Source organism: Mammaliicoccus sp. G-M28 (assembly GCF_022386595.1).
Taxonomy (GTDB): Bacteria; Bacillota; Bacilli; order Staphylococcales; family Staphylococcaceae; genus Mammaliicoccus; species Mammaliicoccus fleurettii.
The window spans coordinates 80,981-100,058 of sequence record NZ_JAJNIF010000006.1 but is presented as its reverse complement, the minus strand read 5'-3'; the positions used below and the strand labels follow the sequence as shown (position 1 = coordinate 100,058).

Here is a 19,078-nt window from a genome sequence, read left to right as displayed (position 1 = left end):
AATCTTAGAGAAGTGAATTCATTTGTGTAAGCATAGAACGTTCTGCAATCGTATTAGCTATTTGGTCTAAAGTACATTTAATTGCTTCTTCTATTTTAGCTAATTCACTTTCTAACATGTTAATTTGTTTTTGCAAAAATTGTAAATCATAGTCTTCAAGTTTTTTAGCACAAGTAATTTTAAAGTCTTCTATTTTATCCATATACTTATTGTCTAATTCTAAAGTATAATTATCAATTAATTTACTTAATTGACATTTTTTCTGTTCTAAATAACTTATATATTGCTTCATAGCTTTTATTTTAACATCTAAATGCTTAGCGCATGTATCTAAACTTTCATAATAAGAAACAAGAATGAGTTGTTTTAATTGATTTGAAACAACATTAAACATAGAATCACCTACTTCTGTCAGATTAAACTCTATTATAAAATGTTATTCAATATTTCAAAATGGACCTAGGGACGAAATTACAATCGGTCCTTAGTCTTAGAAAAGAGATTATGACAGAAATCTAATTTCATAAAAAAGATTTCGTCGTCCCAGTCATCTACTGCCAATATATTAATTAGAGGCTGAGACAAATTAATTGTCCCAGCCTCTAATATTAATCTTCTAGTTTAGTTAATAATAATGGACCATCTTTAGTAACGACAATTGTGTGCTCAATTTGAGCTACATAACTTTTATCTTTCGTTTCAAATGCCCAATCATTTTTTCCATCACTTACAATTGTTGCATTAGAAGATATAAAAGGCTCTACTGCAAGAACCATTCCTTCTTTTAGTAATTGTTTTTCTAATGGGTCAAAATAATTCATGACGTGTTGTGGTGAGTCATGTAAAGATAAACCTACACCATGTCCAGTTAAGTTTTTGATGACTTTTAAGCCATGTTTACGTGCTGTAGAATTAACCGCTCTACCAATTTGAGATAACTTAGAACCAGGTTTAACTTTTTTCATAGCTTCTTCAAACGCCATTGCAGCTACATCAACAACTAATTGTTTCTTAGGATCATCCGCTTCACCTACAACAAATGAGATGCCTGTATCAGCATAGTAACCATTCTTACGTGCTGATACATCGATGTTAACTAAATCACCTTCTTGTATTACACGTTTACCTGGAATACCATGTGCTACCTCTTCGTTTACGCTTATACATGTATACCCTGGAAAATCATATTCTGCAATAGGAGCTGATTCAGCTTCTAATTCTTCAAATCTTTCCTTTGCAATGTTATCTATTTCTTTAGTAGTTATGCCGGGTTTAGTTGCTGCTTTCAACTCATCACGAATTATTGCACATATTTTGCCTATTTCTTTTAGGCCTTCAAGTTCTTCATTGTTTTGAATTATCATTTAAATCCCGTTCTTTCTTTTTAAAATTTTTTTGTCGTTTTTAATTATATCAGAAAATGCATGTTATACTATAAAAAAATGATTTCGGAGTTTTGTGTATGAAGGAAAATTGGTTATCTCGAATTATCGGTGCAAGAATTATTAAAACAGGATTGGCTACATTTTTAACTGCATTAATTTGTATGTCTTTAAGTTTAAACCCTATATTTGCTGTAATTACTTCTATCGTAACAATAGAACCTACAGCTAAAGCTTCTTTAAAAAAAGCTTATGTACGTTTTCCCGCTTCTATACTTGGTGCATTCATTGCTGTCATTAGTACATATTTCTTTGGTGAATCGCCTTTAAGTTATTCATTAGCAGCTACTGTAACTATTTTAATATGCTATCAACTTAAATTAATGGATGGTATGTTAGTGGCTGCTATTACTGCAGTTGCTATGGTACCTGTTATTCATGAAGCATTTGTTTATAACTTTGTTTCTCGATTAGCAACTACCACTATTGGGCTTGCTACTGCAGGTATCGTTAATTTTATTATTTTACCTCCTAAATATATTTATCAAATTGAAAGTATTAATAGTGAAATGGATAATAAAATATTAAAGATATACATAAACAGACTTAAAGAACTTTTACTTGGTGAATATGAATCTGCTACTTCTATGAAAAATATGACAACGTTGCAACAGTCAGCTACTAAAATTGAACAGCTCATTAAATATCAAAAAGAAGAATATGATTATCATCGAACAAAGAAAGAATCAAAATCGCACATAAGAAAAGTTGAAATGAAATATCATACAAATCGTTTACTTAATGCACATTTATTAAATTTAATTTATTTACCTGAGAACACTCATATTATTTTTACAGAAAAAGAGCGTATAGCACTCTCGAATTTCTTAAAATCGTATGAACACCTAGAATCAACCAATGAATTTATGAAACAGAAAAAAGCAGCATCAACACTTAAAAATAGTGTGAAAGGTCTTGATGAATTTGACGAAAATCAAATTAAAAGTCATGTCATTTATGAGCTATTGATGATCAATAAAATATTGAATGATAGATATTCTAAAATATCTAAATAATATTCAAAATGCACTCTAATGAATTTGTTTACTAATCTTAATCATTAGAAATATAAACAACCTCCCAATCATCTCGATTGGGAGGTTGTTTATATTATGTTCTACTTCTGCTATTTAGCTTTCAACAACCTTTTAATGATAGCTTGTTTAGCAGCTTCTTCAACAGTATTGTCTAATTGTTCAGGTTTAAACTCTAGTCCTTTACGAATACATGCTTGTTTTAATAAGTAATCTGTAATTTCATGGTTCTTTGGTAAAATCGGCCCATGTAAATATGTACCTAATAGATTTTTATAGTGAATGCCTTCACGTTTGTCATTATCATTATTTCCAAATCCATCAACTACTCTACCTAATGTTGGATATTCGTGATATGTTCTTCCACCATGATTTTCAAATCCTACGATTTGTCCAAACGTTTCTGATTCAATTACAATATCTCCTATTAAACGATCTTTCTTAGATTCTGTGTATATATCAAGAATATTTAATCCTTCTAATCTTGTACCATCTGGTGTTACATATTCTGAACCTAAAAATTGATAACCTCCACAAATCGTTAAAGTTGGCATACCGTCTTCTATAGCATTTTTAAGTTGTGTTTTAATTTTCTTTAATTGTTCTGTAGCAAGACTTTGCTCTCTATCGCTACCTCCACCAATAAAGAAGATATCACAATCATCTAAGTTCAAATTCTCAGTATCTGTTATATCTACTACTTGAACTTCAATATCGCGCCATTTTGCACGTTGTTTAAGTGCAATAATATTGCCTATATCTCCATATAAATTTAATTTATCCGGCATAAAATGAAATATCTTTATAGGTAACATTATGCTTCCTCCTTAAAGGATTTATTTAACGTCCTATGCATTGGTGCCAATGATGTATAGTTAGGTATCGCAACTGTAAATTGCGAATAAGTCATTGAAAGTTCAGTTGCTTTTTCTATTGAATTTTCAATTATAACGTCTGCATTGACTTCTGCATATTTTAATCTTAAAGCTAACTCTTCAGCTCTTTGTCCTGTGCAAATAATTGCTTTAATATTTTGTCTAGATAATTTTTCAAAATCAGCGTCATAAATCCAAGAAATATCTCTACCATCAGCGCCGTTATCATTTAAACTAATTAAATAAACTTTTTCACCGTCAACTTGCTCACCTACAGATAGACTAGCATTTAGTCCTGCTGGATTTTTAGCTAAGTTAATTAATGCTTCTTTTTTATTATTTCTATAATATTGCATACGACCATTATCTGATGTATAAGATTCAAACCCAGTTTTGATAGATTGATCATTAAGTCCTAATTCTCTTAATACTGTATAGGCAGCAATAACGTTAAACACATTGAAATCACCTGCTATTTTCATATCAAAATGTGCATCATTTAGACCAACATGTATAAAAGGTTCTTGTTTAAACGAAGTTACTTCATACTGAGGCGTTGCTCTGTTAAATCCACATTCACATGTATAATGACCTATTTGATTGTAATGGACATGACTATAATTTAATAAGCGTCCACAATTCGGGCAATATTTACTTTCAACCATCGTACTTTGCTCAAAGTCATGAATGCCCTTTTGCATGCCATAATAAACAATATCATCACTAGCTATTTTCAATCTACTAACAAAAGGATCATCTGCATTTAGTAATAATTTAATACCTTTATCTTTAATAGAATTAGCAATATTATCAACCATCGTATCAATCTCACCAAATCTATCCATTTGATCTCTAAAGAAGTTTGTTACAACCATCATTGTAGGTGTCATTTCTTTTAACACTCTTGGAATTGAACCTTCATCTATTTCAATTATTGCAATTTTAGTATTTTTATTAGATTGCACAATAAAACTTGAAGTAATACCCGCGGCCATATTGGCACCTTCAGTATTATGTATAATATCGATATTATTCTTCTTTAATGTATAACCGATTAAGTTAGAAGTTGTAGTCTTTCCGTTCGTACCACTGATCATCACGATTTCATCTACATCATTAGCTAACTTTCTTAAAATAAGTGGGTCTATTTTACGTGCTAATTGTCCCGGAAGATCCGTACCTTGTTTACCTACTTTTCTACTTGCATAACGCGCAAGTTTCGCTACATTTTTCGCAACATACTTCTTCATACGTTACCTCCTTATTCTGTCACATTATTATACCACGTTCAAAAGCTTTAAAAAAAGAGTTTCACTATGTTAATTCGTTGGTTTCCAATTGTTGTTATTGTATAATAAAGATGTAATAGATTTTCATTATAGAAGGGAAGATATTTTATGTTATCAAAAAATATTCTAGATGCTTTAAACAATCAATTAAATCATGAATTTTACGCAGCACATGCATATATGGCAATGGCAGCTTATTGTGCAGACAAGAGTTACGATGGATTTGCAAACTTCTATATTCAACAAGCTAAAGAAGAACGTTTCCATGGCATGAAAATATATAACTATATTAATGATCGTGGTGAAAAAGCTATCTTCACATCATTAGATGCTCCAAAAACAGAATTCAATTCTTTATTAGAAACATTTAAAGATGGTTTAGCACAAGAACAAGATGTAACACGTCGTTTCTATAATTTATCTGAAATTGCTAAAGATGAAAAAGACTTTGCTACAATTTCATTCTTAAATTGGTTCTTAGATGAACAAGTTGAAGAAGAATCAATGTTTGAAACGCATATTGATTACTTAGAAAGAATTCAAGAAGACAACAACGCACTATTTATATATGAAAAAGAACTAGCATCACGTAGCTTTGATGAAGGCTCTGAATAAAATTGATTATTTAGAATTATATAACCTAGCTAGGACAAATTAATTGTCCTAGCTAGGTTTTTGTGTGGAAAATGAGGGTGGAGTTGGTTGCGGGGCTTGGTTGTGGGGCTTGGTTGTGGGGCTTACTGGCAGAATTCTGAATTGTGCTCCTTAGATTGCGCTAACTGGCAGTATTCTGAATTGTGCTCCTTAGACAGCACCTCTTACGGACATTTCTCAGAATTTTGTCCCTTACATTACCTCTTACGGACATTTCTCAGAATTTTGTCCCTTACACTACCTCTTACGGACATTTCTCAGAATTTTGTCCCTTACACACACTCACTTACGGTCATTCAATCAACTTTTAACACCTTATATTTATAATTCATCATGATTTACTTTATGTCCTTATATGATTATAATTACGTTCTAAAGGAAGTGATGAAATGTCTTCATTCGTAGCACTAGATTTTGAAACTGCTAACGGTAGTCCCGAAAGTATATGTTCTGTAGGGATGGTTAAAGTAGTTGATCATCAAATTACGGAAAATTTTTATACTTTAGTGAATCCTGAAGATTATTTTTCTAGTATGAATATTAAAATTCATAAAATCAAACCTTCAGACGTAACTAATTCACCTACATTTGATATTGTCTTTCCATATATGATGGACTTTATCGGTGATTTACCAGTCGTTGCTCATAATGCTAAATTTGATATGAATGTATTGTTTAAATCACTCATGAAACTTGATATTGAGATTCCTGATTTAACTTATTTTTGTTCATGTATATTAGCAAGAAAAACTATAAACAACCCCCGATATGGCTTGGCACCTATGATGTCGTACTATAATATTGATTTTAAAGGACATCACCATGCCTTAAATGATGCAAAAGCATGTGCGATCATAACGTACCGACTCTTAAAACATTACCCAGATTTAGATTCAGTCCTAAGTATATATGGCAAATCATTATCTGATAAAAAATATGTATAAAAAAACAGTGACGAAATGTTATATTTCTTCACTGTTTTTCAATATTATTCTTTGTGTTGAAATTCTTTTTTTAAATCTCTTCTCAAGCTTGCTTTGTTAACAGGTCTTTCTAGTTTTTTATCTAACCAGAATAACAATATTGCAATTGCAACAATTCCTAGTAATTTTATTACATCAAATGTACCTGTATCAATGGAGCTTTTAATAAATAATATAATCAATAACACTGTAATCGCTATAATTGAAAATTTAAATTTCATATCAATCTCTACCTTCTTATTTGTAAGTATTAAATAATACCCTTTTTTCTTTTAAATGAAACTCGTTCATAACTTATATTAGAATACTAAGGATAAAATTAAATATCAAGTTAAGTGTTTATATGAAATCATATATCGTTAAATTACGGTAAGTTCTAGAAACTAAATTCCCAATGGATACACCAACTAAGCGGATAGCTATGTCGGTATCTTTAAGAGAATTATACAAATCATATGCGATATTATATATTTCCACTTCATCGTATACTGGTGTATTGCTACTAGTTTGTTTAGAAAGTGTTTCAAAGTCGTGTGTTTTTAACTTAACTGTAATTGTTCTTCCGGCTAATTCATGTCTATCTGCTCTATTAGCAACTTCTCCACTTAACTGACGTATAGTGTTTAATATGAAATCATCATCATTTTGGTCTGTTTCAAAGGTTGTTTCTCTTCCGATTGATTTCCTAATTCTTGTAGGTTTAACATGAGAGTGATCAATACCACGCACTTTATTATAAAAACTGACGCCTCTTTTTCCAAATAGCTGAATCATTTCCATTTGATTATATTGATATAAGTCTTTCCCAGTATGGATACCTTTTTCTTTCATTTTTTCTTCGGTTACTTTTCCAATACCTGCAAAATCTCCTATAGGTAATGACATCAATAAATCGTGTGCATTTTCATAATCTATGACTGTTCTTCCACTCGGTTTATTCATTCCACTGGCGAGTTTTGCTAAAAATTTATTATAAGATACACCTGCAGATGATGTAAGATGCGTCTTATCGTAAATATCTCTTTGGATATACTGTGCGATCATTGAAGCTGGTAAGTCTCTTCTAACGAGCTCTGTAACATCTAAATATGCTTCATCTAATGATAATGGCTCAACGATATCTGTATAACTCTTAAAGATAGCCATGATGTCATTCGAAACTTCTCTATAATGATTTAACCTTGGACGAACATAGTAACCATCAGGACATAGTTTATGTGCTTGAGCCATTGGCATTGCAGAATGTACACCAAATTTTCTAGCTTCATAACTAGCTGTTGAAACCACACCTCTACCAGAAGCTCGTCCACCTATAATGACTGGTTTACCTTTTAATGTTGGATTATCCCTCACTTCCACTTGAGCAAAGAAAGCATCCATATCGATATGAATTATTCGCCGTTCCATTGTATACACCTCTACAAAAAAATAGGAAGTTGGTTGCCCAAATTCCTATATATTATATCAAAATTTCTATTAACTTGTTGATTGTAAGTCTTTGTTCTCTGAAAATAGATTAATTCCTACTTCAGTATCTTCAACGTATTTCATCTGTTTATTACTATAAATAATTTGAACCATATAGAAATCCCCTATACAAGCTGCACCATGAAAAGAAAAGATATAAATGATAGAAGATACTTGTAGCCATAATAAAGAGACAAGTAAAGCTAAACTTATTATGACAAAAGGTGCTAGCAAAATAATATAAAACTGCTTCCTATTAAATATAGCATGAGGCATTGTCGCAAAAAACATACCATTCATATAACCATATTTAACTTTAGAAGAAGGATTAAATAATTTAAAGCAAATACCGTGAATCAATTCATGTACAAATACTAATACAATTAAACCAATTATCCCGGTTACGATATTCCTTAAAAACCCCTCATCATAAACATATACAACATTTGCTATAACTTTAAAACTAATTAGTATTAGTGAAAGAAATAGAACAAACTGTAATAACGCTAATCTTTTTAAAATAGAAACGTTGTTAATTAAGTCAATTTTAAGCATCTAACTCCCCCATAAAACCAATTCTTAATAATCTTTACATGCTTATTATAAAATATAATTGCCGTTATTACTAATCATTACACAATTTATGTCATTTTATTATTTCAATTGACTTAAAGATACTTTATACAATTTATCGTCATTACCTGAAGGGTTTCCTCTACCATCGGAATTATTACTAATGAAATATATTTCATTATTTACGATATAAACATCTCTAATTCTTCCATAATCAGAAGCAACTTTATTCATTTTGTTATTATTTATATCAAACTTCATTATACCTTCACCACGTAAAGCAGCAGAATAAATTATCCCATCATGATAAGCAAGACCTGATGGAGCCCAAGTATCATCTGATCCTGAAGTGAATAATGGAGATTCCATAATAGATTTTTCTTCATTACCTTCAATTACTGGCCATCCATAATTATGTCCTTTTGTAATTTCATTTATTTCATCATTCGCTTGATTACCATGTTCACTCGCATACATCTTATCATCTGAAGTCCAAACCATGCCTTGTGGATTCCTATGACCATAACTATAAACATAAGAATTAGAAAATGCATTATCACTTGGTTTACTACCATCAAGGTTCAATCTTAAAATTTTTCCACCTAGTGAATTTCTATCTTGTGCATTTTGTTCATCAGAAGCATCACCGGTTGTTGCATATAACTTATTATCAGGTCCAATTTTCAGTCTTCCTCCATGATGATATTGACCACTAGGAATATCATCTAACAATAATGCTTCTTCATTCCATGTATCGCCATCTAGTTTCAACTTCACGATGCGATTGAACTGTCCATCATTATTTTCATACGTATAATACGCGTAAGCTTCATTAGAATTCTCAAAATCTGGTGCAAGAACTAAACCTAATAGACCAGCCTCAGCAGCAGTTGATACATCTTCTTCTAAGTTCACTTTCTGTTCTATCTTCTTATCCCCTTTAATCTTAACAATCTTGCCAGGACGCTCAGTTAAATAAAAAGTATCACTAGTCTTCGCAATACTCCATGGCGTATCTAAGTTATCAACCACTGTTTCAACACCTTTAGTTTCCTTGCTATCTTTTTGATTATCCGATTCACCCTGTTGTTTAGTTGCATTATTTTGGGTTTGGTTTTTTGTTTCTTCAGTCTTCTCACTAGCATCTTTACTAGAATCACTACCACAAGCAGACAATAAAAAACAGACCGATATGGCACTCATTAATACGTTCTTCATAAACAACCCTCCTTAATTTATTTATACAGATGTATGCGCATTCATACAATAAAATAGCTCAAAAAGAAGAGGCAGAAACAAATTAATTGTCTCTGCCTCTTCTCATTATATTAGTAATAATGGCTAGCTGTTTAATCAGTTATTTTTTCTATTAAAGCAACTGTCTCTACATGTGTAGTATGTGGAAACATATCTACAGGTGTGATTTCTTTTAATTGATAACCACTTCCTTTTAATATCTCTACATCTCTTACTTGTGTTGCTGGATTACATGATATATACACAATTCTCTTAGGTGAAAGTTCTATTAAAGTTTCAATAAATGTTTGATCGCATCCTTTTCTTGGTGGATCGACCATTACGACTTCTGGCTTTATACCTTCTTTTTGCCATTTTAAAATGATTTCTTCTGCTTTTCCTGCTTCCCATGTCGCATTATCTATATGATTGATTTCTGCATTTTCTTTCGCATTTTCTATAGCTTGCTCTACAACTTCAACGCCGTAAACATGTTTAGCTTTTGGTGACATATAAGATCCTATTGTCCCGATTCCGCAATATGCATCTATAACTGTTTCTTCTCCATCTAATTGTGCATATTCTAAAGCTTTGTTATATAATTTCTCTGTTTGTACTGGATTGATTTGATAGAAAGAAGAGTCAGATATTTTAAACTGAAATTCTGAGAGTTTGTCAGAAATCGTGTCTTGTCCATACAATGTATGTGACGTATTACCCATTATAACGTTTGATTTTTCTAAGTTTATATTATGTTTAATACTTACAACATTATCAAATTCTGACGTGATATATTCTATAATTTTGTTTTTATGGCTTAATTGTTTGCTGTTTGTTACAAATATAACCATTGTTTCTCCAGTATAATATCCGCTTCTCAATATGATATGTCTTAACTCACCTTTATGTTTTCGCTCATTATAAATGCTTATATTAATTTGCTCTAATAAAGCTTTAAGTTTAATCATAATTTGATCATGTTTTTCATCTTGTATCATACAATGGTCAATATTTACGATATCATGGCTTCTCTGTCTATAGAAACCTAACTCAATTTCGCCTTGTTCATTCTTACCCACTGGTATTTGTGATTTATTTCGATATTGCCATGGATTTTCCATTCCGATTGTTTCATGAATAACCGTATCTTCAAAGTTTGATTTACGTTTAAATAAGTTTACAACTTGTTCTTTTTTCATTTCTAATTGTGCTCTATAGCTCAAATGTTGAAGTTGGCATCCTCCACACACGCTATAATACTCACAGGGTGGTTCAATTCTTTTTTCAGATGCTTCTTTAATTGTTATTAATTTACCGATAGCGAATTGCTTTTTTACTTTAATAACTTTAAATTCAATCGTTTCATCTTTTATTGCATTTGGTACGAAAATAGGATAACGATCAAATTTAACAACACCATGTCCTTCATGTGTAAAATCGATCACTTGTCCTGTGTATATTTCGTTTTTATTAACTATACCTGCCATAATAACTCCTTCTTTCACGTTAAACATAGAAAAAAGGGACAAAATAATGTCCCCCTGTATTTATTCTTCTGTTAGTTCTTCGTGTAATCTTTCTCGTTCTTTTTCTACCGTTTCAATACCATGTTCTCTCTTCACTCTTTCAAGTTTAGAAAATACTTCTATATGTTGTTTTAAGTTCAAGAAATTAGCAGGTAATACGCCACCAAATTCTCCATCAACATTTAATTGAATTTGTTCAAATGATGAAACGTTTATTGTTTTAGCTTTTGAATAATGAACTTTAGGGTGATTGATATGATCACCTCTTGAAGCAAGCGTCATAATATGACCTAGTTCAGCAATGTTCACTTTTTCTAAAATGAGCAATGTGAAATTCCCATCATTAATATCTGCATCAGGTACAAGCTTTTCAAATCCTCCGATAGAATTTGTTAGGCCAATTAAGAACATCATTGCTTCACCTTGAAATACATTTCCATCATATTCAATGCGAATATCTGTCGCCTTAATTTGAGGTAACATCTCTAAACCTTTAATATAATAGGCTAATGGACCTACCATCGTTTTAAGTTTACTTGGTGCTTCATATGATACTTCTGTAATTTTTCCGCCACCAGCAATGTTTATAAAATAACGATTATTCATTTTACCTACATCAACTGGAACTAAATCACCTTTAATAATCGTATCAACGGCTTCCATAATACTATTCGGTATAAGTAATGCTCTACCAAAATCGTTTACAGTACCCATAGGAATTAATCCTAATTTAGGACGTTTTTTAGCTTCTGCTATTCCATTAATCACTTCATTTAATGTACCATCCCCACCAGCTGCAATGATAACATCATAATCGTACTTTAATGCTTCTCTAGCTGCATTTGTTGCATCACCAGCACTTGTGGTAGCATGTGCACTTGTCTCGTATCCAGCTTGTTCTAATTTAATTAACACATCAGGTAATGCCCTTTTAAATACTTCTCGTCCTGATGTTGGGTTATAAATGATCCTAGCTTTTTTCTTCATTGTGATCCCTCTTGTATTTTCTTATATCTTTATATTAAAGCAAATGTTAAATATAAGAAAGTAAAAAATGATTAGCGTTTTTTTGTTCCAAAAATATTTCTCACAATTTCTCTTCCAATTTGTCTCCCTACCGTAGAAAGTAATTTTGAAGTTTCTTTTTGGAATTGAGAAGACTTCTCTTTTTTCTTTGGTTCTGAGTCTTTTTGTGTATTTTTAGTTTTCTTAGAACTTTTACTTTCTTCAGATGTTTCTGGTTGCTTTTCTATTTTTTTCTGCAGCATTTCAAAAGCACTTTCTCGATCAAATGTTTCTTTATAAGTTTCGTTCAATGGCGAATTATTTATAAGGTCTTTTTTGACATGTTCATCAATTACACCAATTTTACTTTCTGGAGGACGGATAAATGCACGTTCAACTATATTTGGTTGTCCTTCTTCATTTAAGAATGAAATAAGAGCTTCACCAGTTTTTAATTCTCCAATCACTTGAGCTGTATCAAAATTTTCATTTTGTCTGAATGTTTGTGCTGCACTTTTAATTGCTTTTTGGTCTTTAGGTGTATAACTTCTTAATGCATGTTGAACTCTGTTACCAAGTTGTCCGAGAACAGATTCAGGTATATCAATTGGATTTTGAGTTACAAAATAAATCCCTACACCTTTAGAACGAATTAATCGTACAACTTGTTCAACTTTTTCAATAAGTTCCTTGGAACTATCATTAAATAATAAATGAGCTTCATCAAAGAAGAACACAATTTTAGGCTTTTCAGGATCTCCAACTTCAGGTAGACTCTCGAATAATTCAGATAATAACCACAATAAGAATGTAGCATATAATTTTGGCTTTTGATATAAGACAGATGCGTCTAATACGTTAATCATACCTTTACCAGACTCATCAAATTTAATAAAATCTTCTAACTCTAGAGCTGGTTCACCAAAGAAAGTTTCTGCACCTTCAGATTCTAATCTTAACAACGAACGTTGAATCGCACCTATAGAAGCAGAAGAAATATTTCCGTACTTTTCAGCATACTCGGCCCTATTAGCATTTATTTCTTTTAAGAGTGCTTTAAAGTCTTTCATATCAATTAGTAATAGTCCACTCTCATCAGCAACTTTAAATACAATATCTAAAACACCAAGCTGAGTATTGTTCAAGTCTAATAATTTACCAATTAAAAGAGGACCCATTTCTGTAATAGTTGTTCTTACAGGAACACCATTTTTTTGAAAAATATCAAATAAAGTTACAGGATACGCATTATTGCTATATTCATCAAGCTTTAATAAGTCTAGTCGTTCTTGAATTTTATCATTGATAGAACCAGATTCAGCTATGCTAGAAATATCCCCTTTAATATCAGACATAAAAACAGGAACACCAGCTTTTGAGAATTGCTCAGCCAAAACTTTTAAAGTAATTGTCTTCCCAGTACCAGTAGCACCAGCAATTAAACCATGTCTATTAGCTTGACTTAATTCTAAATTAACTTCATTTTCATTTTTAGCAATTTTTAATTGTGTCATGTGCAGTCAGTCCTCCATTATCAATATGATTTATTACCATTGTACTTTAACTCAACGACCATGCAAGCAATAACATAAATGAAGAAAGTTATTTTCAGCAAATAATAGAGCGTAAATAGGTTGTTCTTACTGGCAGAATTCCGAATTATGCTTTTTAGAATGCTCTTACTGGCAGAATTCTGAATTGTGCTTCTTAGACTGTTCTTACTAGCAGAATTCCGAATTATGCTCCTTAGATTGTTCTTACTGGCAGAATTCCGAATTATGCTCCTTAGTGACAGCCCCTCTTACGAACATTTCTCAGAATTTTGTCCCTTACACGATAAAAAAAAACGCTCATTCATTAGGTTTAGCTAATGAATGAGCGTTAATTAATATAAGTCTCTCAATTCTAACTTATATCTTTATATTTATCTTTTTTCTAATTCTGATTTTAGTATTTGGTTAACAACTTGTGGGTTAGCTTGTCCTTTTGAAATTTTCATAATTTGACCAACTAAGAAGCCCATTGCTTTACCTTTACCATTTTTAAAGTCTTCTACTGATTGTGGATTGTTATCTAAAGCTTCAGTAACAAATCCTAATAATGTCGCTTCGTCTGAAATTTGAACAAGACCTTTGTCTTTCATAATTTGATGAGCGTCTCCACCATTTTGTGCTAATTCTGGGAATACTTTTTTAGCGATTTTACTACTCATTGTACCGTCTTCTATTAGCTTAATCATTCCTGCTAAGTTTTCAGGTGTAAGTGCAGTATCATTTAATTCTATTTGATTTTTGTTTAAGTATTCATTTACTCCACCCATTAACCAGTTAGAAGTTAATTTAACATCTGCGCCATGTTTAATAGCTTCTTCAAAGAAATCTGACATTTCTTTAGTTAATGTTAATACATGAGCATCATATGCTGGCAATCCTAAATCATTTACGTAACGTTCTTTACGTACGTCTGGTAAGTCAGGAATTGTCTTACGAACACGCTCTTTCCATTCATCATCAACATATAATGGTACTAAGTCTGGTTCTGGGAAGTAACGATAATCATCTGAACCTTCTTTTATACGCATTAAAATTGTTTCTCCAGTTGATTCGTTAAAACGACGTGTTTCTTGTAAAATTTCTCCGCCTGCTAATAATACTTCTGCTTGGCGTTTTTCTTCATGTTCTAAACCTTTACGTACATAGTTAAATGAGTTTAAGTTCTTAAGCTCTGCTTTAGTACCGAACTCTTCTTGACCATATGGACGTAATGATATATTTGCATCACAACGTAAAGATCCTTCTTCCATTTTACAGTCAGAAACGCCTGTATATTGAATGATTGCACGTAATTTTTCTAAATAAGCATAAGCTTCCTTAGGTGAACGAATATCTGGTTCTGATACGATTTCAATTAATGGCGTACCTTGACGGTTTAAATCCACTAATGAGTAACCATCTTTATGTGATAGTTTACCCGCATCTTCTTCCATGTGTAAACGCGTAATACCGATACGTTTTGTTTCTCCGTCTACTTCAATATCAATCCAACCATTTTCGCCGATTGGTTGATCGAATTGAGAAATTTGGTAAGCTTTTGGATTATCTGGATAGAAATAGTTTTTTCTATCGAATTTAGATTCTTTAGCAATGTCCATGTTTAATGCCATTGCTGCACGCATAGCCCAGTCCACAGCAGTCTTGTTAACTACTGGTAAGACACCTGGATATGCTAAGTCAATTACGTTTGTATTTGTATTAGGTTCCGCACCAAAATGAGCTGGTGATGGTGAAAACATTTTTGATTCTGTTTTTAGTTCGACGTGTACTTCTAAGCCGATTATTGTTTCAAAATGCATTCAGATTCACACTCCTTGTAATGTTTTATAGTCATCATGTAAGTTAAATTGAGTTTCGTATTGATAAGCAACTTTGTATAATGTTTTTTCATCGAATGGTTTACCAACAATTTGTAAACCAATTGGACGACCATTTGATTTACCACAAGGAATTGAGATAGAAGGTACACCTGCTAAGTTAACTGGAATTGTTAAAATATCATTTGCATACATTGTCAATGGATCATCGACTTGTTCACCAATGTTAAATGCTGTTGTTGGTGCAGTTGGTCCTACGATAACATCATAGTCATTAAATACTTTTTCAAAATCTTGTTTTATTAAAGTACGTACTTTTTGAGCTTTTTTGTAGTAAGCATCGTAATAACCTGAGCTTAATGCAAATGTTCCTAACATAATACGTCGTTTAACTTCATCTCCAAAACCTTCTCCACGAGACTTTTTATATAATTCTTCAAGTGTATGAGCTGATTTTGAATGATAACCATAACGGATACCATCGAATCGAGCTAAGTTAGCTGAAGCTTCAGAAGATGCAATAATATAGTAACTCGCAACACCGTATTTCGTATTTGGTAATGATACACGGTCTACAGTTGCACCAAGTGACTCAAGTGTCTTAACTGCTTCATTAACTGAGTTCTTAACGTCTTCAGAAACACCAGATCCAATAAATTCTTCTGGAACAGCTATTTTTAATCCTTTAATATCTTTACCAATTTCAGATGTGAAATCCACATTTTCAATTGGCGCACTTGTTGAGTCTTGAGCATCGTGTCCAGAAATAGTTTCTAAAATTAATGCATTGTCTTTAACACTACGTGTAATTGGGCCAATTTGATCTAATGAAGATGCAAATGCTACTAAACCAAAACGTGATACTCGACCGTATGTAGGTTTCATACCTACTACACCACAATAAGATGCTGGTTGACGAATTGAGCCACCTGTATCTGAACCTAAAGCAAATGGTACTAAGCTTGCTGCTACTGCTGCAGCTGAACCACCTGATGATCCACCAGGTACTGCTTTATGGTCAAATGGGTTAACAGTTGTCTTAAAGTAAGAGTTCTCATTTGAACCACCCATTGCAAATTCATCCATATTTAATTTACCAACTAAAATACCATTTTCAGCATTTAATTGTTTCATCACTGTTGATTCATAAATAGGAATAAAGCCTTCTAACATTTTACTTGCACATGTAGTTTCTACACCTTCAGTAATAATGTTGTCTTTGATACCCATTGGAATACCAAATAACTTACCTTCCATTTTATCTTCAGCTTGTAGTTTATCTTGTTCTTCAGCCTTTTTAATTGCTTCTTCCTTGTTTAAAGCTAAGAATGCTTTGACATTTATATCATCTGCTTCAATTGCTTCAAAAATATCTCTTACAATTTCAGATGGCTTAATTTCTTTATTTTTAATCATTTCTGATAAACGCTCAATTGTTTCATAACGAATTGTCATGCCTTAGTCCTCCTCATTCATAATAGCTGGAACTTTAAATTGTCCCGCTTCTTTTTCTTTAGCATTAAGTAATGCTTGTTCTTGAGGAATTCCTAATTCACTCTTATCTTCTCTTAGAACATTTTGTAAATCCAATACATGGAATGTTGGTTCAACATTTTCAGTATCAACTTCATCTAATTGTCCTGCAAAGTTTAAGATCTTCTCTAAAGATTTTGTGAATTCATTGACTTCGTCTTGTGAAACTTCAAGTCTAGCTAAATTAGCAACATGTTCAACTTGCTCAGATGTTACCTTCGTCATGTGCGACGCCTCCTTAGTTAATCTAACATCATACAATTTTACCAAATTTTCATATAAAAATCTAAAGTTATTGAAAATTAGCTTCATGAAAGCGCATACATTGTGTATAATAAATTATCAGAATTTTTTCTGAATTTTATGTCAATGAGTAAGAGGTGGTTTTTCATGTTTATACTTGGAAATGCATTTAAGAATGTTAAGGTCGAAACTACTTGGGAAACATATGTCATGATTGCTGTTTATTTTGCAATTCTACTAGCAATTGGATTCTATGCTTACAAACGTTCGACGAGTACGCTCGATGAATATATGTTGGGTGGTAGAGACTTAGGGCCATTAGTAACTGCCCTATCAGCAGGTGCTTCAGATATGAGTGGTTGGATGATCATGGGGTTACCTGGTTCCGTTTATAGCACTGGTTTATCTGCAACTTGGATAGCGATAGGACTTACAATCGGTGCTTGGTTAAATTATATGCTCGTTGCATCTCGATTAAGAATTTATACTGAGTTAACCGATAATGCGATAACTTTACCTGACTATTTTGAAAAGCGTTTATCAGATAATACAAGAATTGTAAAAGTGATTTCCGGACTAGTTATTATAGTATTTTTCACTTTATACACACATTCAGGAATGGTTGCAGGTGGTGTGTTATTCAACAGTGCTTTCGGTATAGATTACCACGTAGGTCTATTAATAGCTGCGAGTATCGTTATTCTATACACATTATTTGGTGGTTATCTCGCCGTTTCATTAACTGATTTCTTTCAAGGTGTCATTATGATACTTGCTTTAGTCCTTGTTCCAATAGTAGCTTTATTAAAATTAAATGGACTAGATACTTTTGCAGAAGTCGGTCAACTCAAGCCAACGAACTTAGATTGGTTTAAAGGTACGACGACTGTTGGCATTATCAGTTTACTTGCTTGGGGATTAGGATATTTTGGGCAACCACATATAATAGTACGTTTTATGTCTATTAAATCACATAAACTTATGCCTAAAGCTCGTAAAATCGGAATATCTTGGATGGCAATTTCATTAATCGGGGCTTGTATTACAGGACTTCTAGGCATTGCTTTTGTCGAACAAACAAATGTAAAAGTAGATAATCCTGAAACAATATTCATTGTTATGAGCCAAATTTTGTTTCATCCATTAATTGCTGGATTTTTCTTAGCAGCAATTTTAGCTGCCATAATGAGTACGATTTCTTCTCAACTTCTTGTAACTTCAAGTGCATTAACTCAAGATTTTTATATGTTAATAAGAGGCAAAACATTACAAGATAAAGATCACGAAAAAGAATTCGTACTTGTAGGACGCTTATCAGTATTAATCGTTTCAATAGTTGCAATGTACATAGCTTGGAACCCAAATGATACGATTTTAAATTTAGTTGGTAATGCATGGGCTGGTTTTGGTGCAGCTTTTGGCCCACTCGTCTTGTTATCTTTATATTGGAAACGACTCACTAAATATGGAGCAATTGCAGGTATTTTATCTGGTTCAATCGTTGTTATTTTCTGGATATTCATGAAAAATCACGGTGGCATTTTTGAATTCTATGAAATTATTCCAGGATTTATATCAAGTCTCGTATTAACAATATTAGTCAGTCTATTTACGAAAGCTCCTGAAGATATTAAAAAGTTCGACGAAATGGAAAAAATATTAAAAAATTAAAATTCTTTTTAAAATTTTATTCATTAAAATTTAGACTTATAAAAATATTAAATCACATCTTGAGGAAACGCTTATAGAACAAGCTATTAAGCAACTTATCATAATTTATATTTGTGGACAAATTGTGACACAATTTAATAAACATGGTAGACTAGATATGCACAAAAGTTACTTTTT

The 19,078-nt window shown here is 32.0% G+C and carries 18 protein-coding genes; 4 read left to right on the top strand and 14 right to left on the bottom strand.

Annotation, left to right across the window (positions count from 1 at the left end; all coding sequences use genetic code 11):
• Positions 1–4: 4 nt before the first annotated feature.
• Both LQ609_RS07595 and map read right to left on the bottom strand, forming a co-directional pair.
• Positions 5–394, bottom strand: a complete 390-nt coding sequence (locus tag LQ609_RS07595) for a hypothetical protein (protein WP_078358499.1) — start codon at positions 392–394, stop codon at positions 5–7.
• A gap of 214 nt (positions 395–608) precedes the next feature.
• The gene (gene map / locus LQ609_RS07590; protein ID WP_078358498.1) at positions 609–1,364 is read right to left on the bottom strand and encodes a type I methionyl aminopeptidase; all 756 of its coding nucleotides are present in this window, start codon (positions 1,362–1,364) and stop codon (positions 609–611) included.
• Between the two features lie 98 nt (positions 1,365–1,462).
• Between map and LQ609_RS07585 the strand changes: the two genes are divergently transcribed.
• Positions 1,463–2,458, top strand: coding sequence for an FUSC family protein (locus LQ609_RS07585; protein ID WP_078358497.1), 996 nt, complete (start codon positions 1,463–1,465; stop codon positions 2,456–2,458).
• Between the two features lie 110 nt (positions 2,459–2,568).
• On the opposite strand, the gene gatD is transcribed toward LQ609_RS07585, so the two are convergent.
• Together gatD and murT are read right to left on the bottom strand one after the other, a co-directional pair.
• Positions 2,569–3,291, bottom strand: coding sequence for a lipid II isoglutaminyl synthase subunit GatD (gene gatD, locus LQ609_RS07580; RefSeq protein WP_078358496.1), 723 nt, complete (start codon positions 3,289–3,291; stop codon positions 2,569–2,571).
• Entirely contained in the window at positions 3,291–4,601 is a 1,311-nt protein-coding gene (gene murT / locus LQ609_RS07575) for a lipid II isoglutaminyl synthase subunit MurT (RefSeq protein ID WP_078358495.1), read from the bottom strand. The genes gatD and murT overlap by 1 nt, the downstream gene beginning before the upstream one ends.
• A 147-nt stretch (positions 4,602–4,748) precedes the next feature.
• Here murT and LQ609_RS07570 point away from each other — a divergent pair, with 147 nt between their 5' ends.
• Both LQ609_RS07570 and LQ609_RS07565 read left to right on the top strand, forming a co-directional pair.
• Positions 4,749–5,255 carry a ferritin gene (locus LQ609_RS07570; protein ID WP_078358494.1) on the top strand — a complete coding sequence of 169 codons (507 nt, stop codon included), beginning with the start codon at positions 4,749–4,751 and terminating at the stop codon, positions 5,253–5,255.
• 428 nt (positions 5,256–5,683) lie between these two features.
• Positions 5,684–6,238 carry a 3'-5' exonuclease gene (locus LQ609_RS07565; protein ID WP_078358260.1) on the top strand — a complete coding sequence of 185 codons (555 nt, stop codon included), beginning with the start codon at positions 5,684–5,686 and terminating at the stop codon, positions 6,236–6,238.
• Positions 6,239–6,282: 44 nt separating this feature from the next.
• On the opposite strand, the gene LQ609_RS07560 is transcribed toward LQ609_RS07565, so the two are convergent.
• From LQ609_RS07560 to gatC, 10 genes are all read right to left on the bottom strand, one after another.
• On the bottom strand, positions 6,283–6,498 hold the full coding sequence (locus tag LQ609_RS07560; protein WP_078358259.1) for a hypothetical protein: 216 nt from the start codon (positions 6,496–6,498) through the stop codon (positions 6,283–6,285).
• 118 nt (positions 6,499–6,616) lie between these two features.
• Entirely contained in the window at positions 6,617–7,684 is a 1,068-nt protein-coding gene (gene dinB, locus LQ609_RS07555) for a DNA polymerase IV (protein ID WP_078358257.1), read from the bottom strand.
• 69 nt (positions 7,685–7,753) lie between these two features.
• On the bottom strand, positions 7,754–8,299 hold the full coding sequence (locus tag LQ609_RS07550; protein ID WP_119634442.1) for a DUF3267 domain-containing protein: 546 nt from the start codon (positions 8,297–8,299) through the stop codon (positions 7,754–7,756).
• A 99-nt stretch (positions 8,300–8,398) separates the two neighbouring features.
• A complete protein-coding gene (locus tag LQ609_RS07545; RefSeq protein WP_239734535.1) occupies positions 8,399–9,535 on the bottom strand; it encodes a PQQ-dependent sugar dehydrogenase in 1,137 nt (378 codons plus the stop codon).
• 131 nt (positions 9,536–9,666) lie between these two features.
• A complete protein-coding gene (rlmD, locus tag LQ609_RS07540) occupies positions 9,667–11,040 on the bottom strand; it encodes a 23S rRNA (uracil(1939)-C(5))-methyltransferase RlmD (protein WP_078358261.1) in 1,374 nt (457 codons plus the stop codon).
• Between the two features lie 60 nt (positions 11,041–11,100).
• Positions 11,101–12,066 carry a diacylglycerol kinase gene (locus LQ609_RS07535; protein ID WP_078358251.1) on the bottom strand — a complete coding sequence of 322 codons (966 nt, stop codon included), beginning with the start codon at positions 12,064–12,066 and terminating at the stop codon, positions 11,101–11,103.
• A gap of 71 nt (positions 12,067–12,137) precedes the next feature.
• Positions 12,138–13,598 carry a helicase HerA-like domain-containing protein gene (locus LQ609_RS07530; protein ID WP_107509761.1) on the bottom strand — a complete coding sequence of 487 codons (1,461 nt, stop codon included), beginning with the start codon at positions 13,596–13,598 and terminating at the stop codon, positions 12,138–12,140.
• Positions 13,599–14,008: 410 nt separating this feature from the next.
• Positions 14,009–15,436, bottom strand: a complete 1,428-nt coding sequence (gene gatB / locus LQ609_RS07525) for an Asp-tRNA(Asn)/Glu-tRNA(Gln) amidotransferase subunit GatB (protein ID WP_078358248.1) — start codon at positions 15,434–15,436, stop codon at positions 14,009–14,011.
• 6 nt (positions 15,437–15,442) lie between these two features.
• Positions 15,443–16,909, bottom strand: a complete 1,467-nt coding sequence (gene gatA, locus LQ609_RS07520; RefSeq protein ID WP_078358246.1) for an Asp-tRNA(Asn)/Glu-tRNA(Gln) amidotransferase subunit GatA — start codon at positions 16,907–16,909, stop codon at positions 15,443–15,445.
• 3 nt (positions 16,910–16,912) lie between these two features.
• Complete coding sequence (gatC, locus tag LQ609_RS07515) at positions 16,913–17,212, bottom strand: Asp-tRNA(Asn)/Glu-tRNA(Gln) amidotransferase subunit GatC (RefSeq protein ID WP_078358244.1); 300 nt, start codon at positions 17,210–17,212, stop codon at positions 16,913–16,915.
• 165 nt (positions 17,213–17,377) lie between these two features.
• Here gatC and putP point away from each other — a divergent pair, with 165 nt between their 5' ends.
• Positions 17,378–18,901: a sodium/proline symporter PutP gene (putP, locus tag LQ609_RS07510; RefSeq protein ID WP_239734534.1), complete on the top strand. Its 1,524-nt coding sequence runs from the start codon at positions 17,378–17,380 to the stop codon at positions 18,899–18,901.
• Positions 18,902–19,078 lie beyond the last annotated feature (177 nt).

Coding starts and splice junctions, on each gene's coding strand:
- LQ609_RS07595 (WP_078358499.1), bottom strand. CDS start 394: ATGTTTAATGTTGTTTCAAATCAATTAAAACAACTCATTCTTGTTTCT.
- map (WP_078358498.1), bottom strand. CDS start 1,364: ATGATAATTCAAAACAATGAAGAACTTGAAGGCCTAAAAGAAATAGGC.
- LQ609_RS07585 (WP_078358497.1), top strand. CDS start 1,463: ATGAAGGAAAATTGGTTATCTCGAATTATCGGTGCAAGAATTATTAAA.
- gatD (WP_078358496.1), bottom strand. CDS start 3,291: ATGTTACCTATAAAGATATTTCATTTTATGCCGGATAAATTAAATTTA.
- murT (WP_078358495.1), bottom strand. CDS start 4,601: ATGAAGAAGTATGTTGCGAAAAATGTAGCGAAACTTGCGCGTTATGCA.
- LQ609_RS07570 (WP_078358494.1), top strand. CDS start 4,749: ATGTTATCAAAAAATATTCTAGATGCTTTAAACAATCAATTAAATCAT.
- LQ609_RS07565 (WP_078358260.1), top strand. CDS start 5,684: ATGTCTTCATTCGTAGCACTAGATTTTGAAACTGCTAACGGTAGTCCC.
- LQ609_RS07560 (WP_078358259.1), bottom strand. CDS start 6,498: ATGAAATTTAAATTTTCAATTATAGCGATTACAGTGTTATTGATTATA.
- dinB (WP_078358257.1), bottom strand. CDS start 7,684: ATGGAACGGCGAATAATTCATATCGATATGGATGCTTTCTTTGCTCAA.
- LQ609_RS07550 (WP_119634442.1), bottom strand. CDS start 8,299: ATGCTTAAAATTGACTTAATTAACAACGTTTCTATTTTAAAAAGATTA.
- LQ609_RS07545 (WP_239734535.1), bottom strand. CDS start 9,535: ATGAAGAACGTATTAATGAGTGCCATATCGGTCTGTTTTTTATTGTCT.
- rlmD (WP_078358261.1), bottom strand. CDS start 11,040: ATGGCAGGTATAGTTAATAAAAACGAAATATACACAGGACAAGTGATC.
- LQ609_RS07535 (WP_078358251.1), bottom strand. CDS start 12,066: ATGAAGAAAAAAGCTAGGATCATTTATAACCCAACATCAGGACGAGAA.
- LQ609_RS07530 (WP_107509761.1), bottom strand. CDS start 13,598: ATGACACAATTAAAAATTGCTAAAAATGAAAATGAAGTTAATTTAGAA.
- gatB (WP_078358248.1), bottom strand. CDS start 15,436: ATGCATTTTGAAACAATAATCGGCTTAGAAGTACACGTCGAACTAAAA.
- gatA (WP_078358246.1), bottom strand. CDS start 16,909: ATGACAATTCGTTATGAAACAATTGAGCGTTTATCAGAAATGATTAAA.
- gatC (WP_078358244.1), bottom strand. CDS start 17,212: ATGACGAAGGTAACATCTGAGCAAGTTGAACATGTTGCTAATTTAGCT.
- putP (WP_239734534.1), top strand. CDS start 17,378: ATGTTTATACTTGGAAATGCATTTAAGAATGTTAAGGTCGAAACTACT.